The sequence below is a fragment of the Lactobacillus sp. HMSC08B12 genome (assembly GCF_001808415.1).
Taxonomy (GTDB): Bacteria; Bacillota; Bacilli; order Lactobacillales; family Lactobacillaceae; genus Lactobacillus; species Lactobacillus delbrueckii.
Map to the genome: position 1 here is coordinate 1 of NZ_KV793121.1, position 3,952 is coordinate 3,952.

The following is a 3,952-nucleotide window of genomic DNA, read 5'->3' on the forward strand; positions in this document are numbered from 1 at the left end:
TTATTTACACAAAAGAATTGACAGTGTCTTCTTTTGCGCTAACATTTGTAACTTATGTAATTCTTTCATTTTGTTACCTCCTAAAAATTGTTTACCACAGTATACCTCCAACAAAATTAAAATACAAGGGTTTACTTTATATTTTTTTAATGTAAAATTTACCGTATAATATGGTGGATAAATTTGGAAGTGTAGGAAGAAAACACAAAAATATGAGGAGAAAAAACATGATAAATTTGAACTACCAGTCAAGTGACACATCACTTCTTCCGAGTGATTTTCAATTAGAAGATTATAAAAAAATTGCAAGAGATAGCAAAAAACGCTTTCTTCAATTTTGCTTTTCCAATGCTGAAATTCCCGATCAAGGATTCAAAATTCATATATCTGCAACACAAATCAATTATCAAGTGATTCTTGATGAAGTGTTTGATCTCTGTAAGTCAAATTTGATAGATTTTTATAGGTATGGTAGGCTTAAGGGACCGGATAAATGGATTTATAATCCTATTACGAAATTAAAGGAATATAGGGACTATGAGAGTATGGAGTACCGCTTACCAGCTTGGGTTGATGAGCCATTTCCAGATAACTCAGATGATAGTAAAACATGTAAATACTTGTTTAAGAAAATTATTCCAACGGAAGGGCTAAATTCTAAGCCTTCAGGAGCTACGCTTTTAGCCCATGTTGCCGGTAGTGAAGAGGAATTTGTCCTAAAAAATGCGCATCCAGGATATATGAACTTGGGGGTAGCATGTACAGATTCGCTGAAGAATGAAGCGGTAAATATAAAGAGAATGATGAAATTCGATTTTATTCCTAATTATATTGCTGATTTTTCAGAAGACGAAGATTATTTTTTATGTGAAGAAAAAAAGTGCGGCCTAAGTGTTGATGACTATCGTGCGGATTCGCACCATAATTTTATTGATAAAAAGTTACGTAAGAAAACAATCAATGACTACAGAAAATCGATTACAGATCTATTGAAAAATGTACAGATACTTCATGATGAAAGGATTTTTTTAGGAGATATATCATCGGAAAATGTTTTAGTAGATCCAGAAACTAACCTTGTAAGTTTTGTAGATTTAGAGCAAAGCGTATTTTTAGAAGATCATTCGAAAATAGCTTTTTTTGCACGTACTGAAGGCTTCTTTGATGAAAATACACCATTTTTAGCCCCAATTGCTCAAGATAATCAACAATTAGCATATTTATTGATATCATTTTTCTGTCGAGGAAATATGTTCTTGTTGATCGATCATAGTGGCGCTATGACAATTAATTTTTTTAAGCAGTATGCGTCAACTCATAATCTTCCAAAAGTTTTTGTCGATGTCATCATGGACTTATTAGAAGATCCAAATCAGCGGTTAGATAATTTGGTTGAAGTGTTAGATAAGATGGATTGTGAGAACCTCTATAATTCCGAAGATTTGGTTTCTTTAGATGACTTTCAATACGAACTTGTTAAATCTGTATATCTGACCATGATTGATGGAATACAAATTGATGATAAGAAAACTCTTTTCTTTGAGGAAGATACGGATTTAATATTCAATGAGAATATGGTGTCTATCTACAAGGAGTATCTCCAAAAGCCAACGATCTTTAATGATATATTTTTTGAAAAAAAGATGCATAACCATGTTATTTCAGAAGGCAAGAGATTGGTGGAGATGCTTAAGGATGGGGATGAGCGATTAGCGGAAACCTCATTAGTTCAAGTATATGCATTACTCTTGTGTACTATAAAAATTGCGAGTCCTAGTGAAAAAATTATTATAGATAGTTTGATAAACTATACACAAGAAAAATATATGGAATCTACAATAAATGGAAAATTCTTTAGGATAACGGAATATTCAACATATTTATCACCATATTTTGCTGACGGCACGGCAGGTATGATCAACATTTTGCTGGAATACAGGGAAAAATTTCATGATACCAAATATGATGCGTCGATTCTAGATTTAGTTAATTCTATTTCTCAAGAACATATGCCTAAAAATAGTTCTCTGTATAGAGGATTAGGAAGTTTTATATACGTCCTTCAGAAATTCAAAAAAATATTTAAATCAAGCAAACGAGATAATGATATAAGGGAAATGTTTAGGAATCTTCCGTTGTACTCAATTGTTTCTAATGGTAATAGATACATGGTTGATGAGTCGTTTAGGCGCATAAGCTTAGACTTTGCGGATGGAAATGCTGGAATTATATTTTTGATAGAACAAGCTAAGCAAATGGGAATTTTATAGATTTAAAAAGGTTGTGAGTGTTTTGTATTATTCAGATTTTATCAAGGGCAACCGAGTTAGGTTTATCGCGATCATTCTTTTAGTTATTGGCGGCAGCGCGCTTCTGGCCGGCAACAACGCCTTGCTGACACTGCTGGGGGACAGCTTGCGCAAAGGAAACCTGCTGCTTTTCGTGACAATTATCGGGATTAATTTTGTGGTTAATTCCATCGGCAGCAGCTTGTCTTATAGAGCCAATTACTTGTATGACAAACAGACTCAAGAGTATTTCCACAAGCTTCGGTCTGCTGAAGTGGAAAAAATCTACAACAGTGGTAACAAGGCACCAAAAGTTTCCAGCGTTCAGAACAGTTTGACCCAAGATTTAAACATGCTGGGTGAAAATTTCCTGGCTCCATGGCTGAAAATTGCCGCTTGTGGATTGGATGTAGTCCTTTCCTCAATCATCGTCTTTACCTACAGCTGGCTTTTATTGCTGGTAATTCTGCTTCTTGCAGTGTTGATGTTTTTCATGCCTCGATTTTTATCTCCAGCTTTGCAAAAGGCTATGGATGATATTTCTAATGAAAACAAGCGTTATCTCGATATGCTGGAAAAATGGTTTAGCGGTTTGAGCGTTTTGCAGAGATACCACGTCAAGCAGAAGCTTTTGGCGGTGACGACTGCTCAAGGAAAGCGACTTGAAGATGCCAATGTCAGACGGTCCGGCCGGATGCAAGTTGCCAGCGGCGTCAACAATGCCGCAAACGTGTTGTCCCAGGCCTTGATTTTGCTCGTTTCAGGTGTCTTGATTATTACTGGCCGGATGAATTTCGGTGTTTTCTTTAGCATTGGCAACTTTGCCAGCACGATTTTTACTGAACTGGGGGTTGTGGTCAACCAATATACTATTTTGCAGTCAAGCAAGACTTTAAACGCCAAGCTCAGAAAGCAGCTTGCAGTTCAGATCGACCACTTAGAAAAGACTGAAAGTTTGGACCATTTTCAGTCATTGTCAGTTCAAGCCTTGTCTGTAGCTTTTAGTAATGAGGAAAAAATCACTTATCCGGATTTTCAAATCAAGCGGGGAGAAAAAATCTTATTGTCAGGTGACAGCGGGACTGGAAAATCTACGCTTTTTAAGCTGATCCTGCAGGAGTTGCCATTGGCGACTGGAAAGATTTGTTTTAAAAACGAAGCCGGGCAAGAAATTGAGCGGCCAGACCTGTCTCAAATTGGTTATGTTCCGCAAGATCCGGTTCTCTTTCCAGGTACAATCAAGGAAAACATTACAATGTTTAACTCCAAGCTGAATGACCGGGTAATGCAGTTTGTTAAGCAGGTGAATTTGGAAAAAGATCTGGCTAAATTCCCGGCAGGAGTAGATACGGAACTCGATCAAGGCAAGCATGCCCTGTCTGGCGGCCAGCGGCAAAAAGTGGTTTTGGCCAGAGCACAGATCCATGACAGTCAGCTGATTTTCATTGATGAAGGCACTTCAGCCATCGATACACACAATGGCTTGGAAATTCTGCAGAATCTGTTGCAAACCGATGCAACGATTGTTTTTATCGCGCACAACTTGACTGAAGAGATGCGGCAGTTATTTGACCGGGAGATTCATTTGAGTAATACTGCAGGTTAAACGAAAAAAACGGGCAAGTTTGGCTTGTCTGATATGACCCCCGAAATTAGGACACTAA

The 3,952-nt window shown here is 37.1% G+C and carries 2 protein-coding genes; both read left to right on the forward strand.

Annotated features, from left to right (window positions below; translation table 11 throughout):
* The first annotated feature begins 227 nt into the window (after positions 1–227).
* Complete coding sequence (locus HMPREF3168_RS02275) at positions 228–2,270, forward strand: class III lanthionine synthetase LanKC N-terminal domain-containing protein (RefSeq protein ID WP_070488299.1); 2,043 nt, start codon at positions 228–230, stop codon at positions 2,268–2,270.
* Positions 2,271–2,283: 13 nt separating this feature from the next.
* Positions 2,284–3,894: an ATP-binding cassette domain-containing protein gene (locus tag HMPREF3168_RS02280; protein WP_070488302.1), complete on the forward strand. Its 1,611-nt coding sequence runs from the start codon at positions 2,284–2,286 to the stop codon at positions 3,892–3,894.
* Positions 3,895–3,952 lie beyond the last annotated feature (58 nt).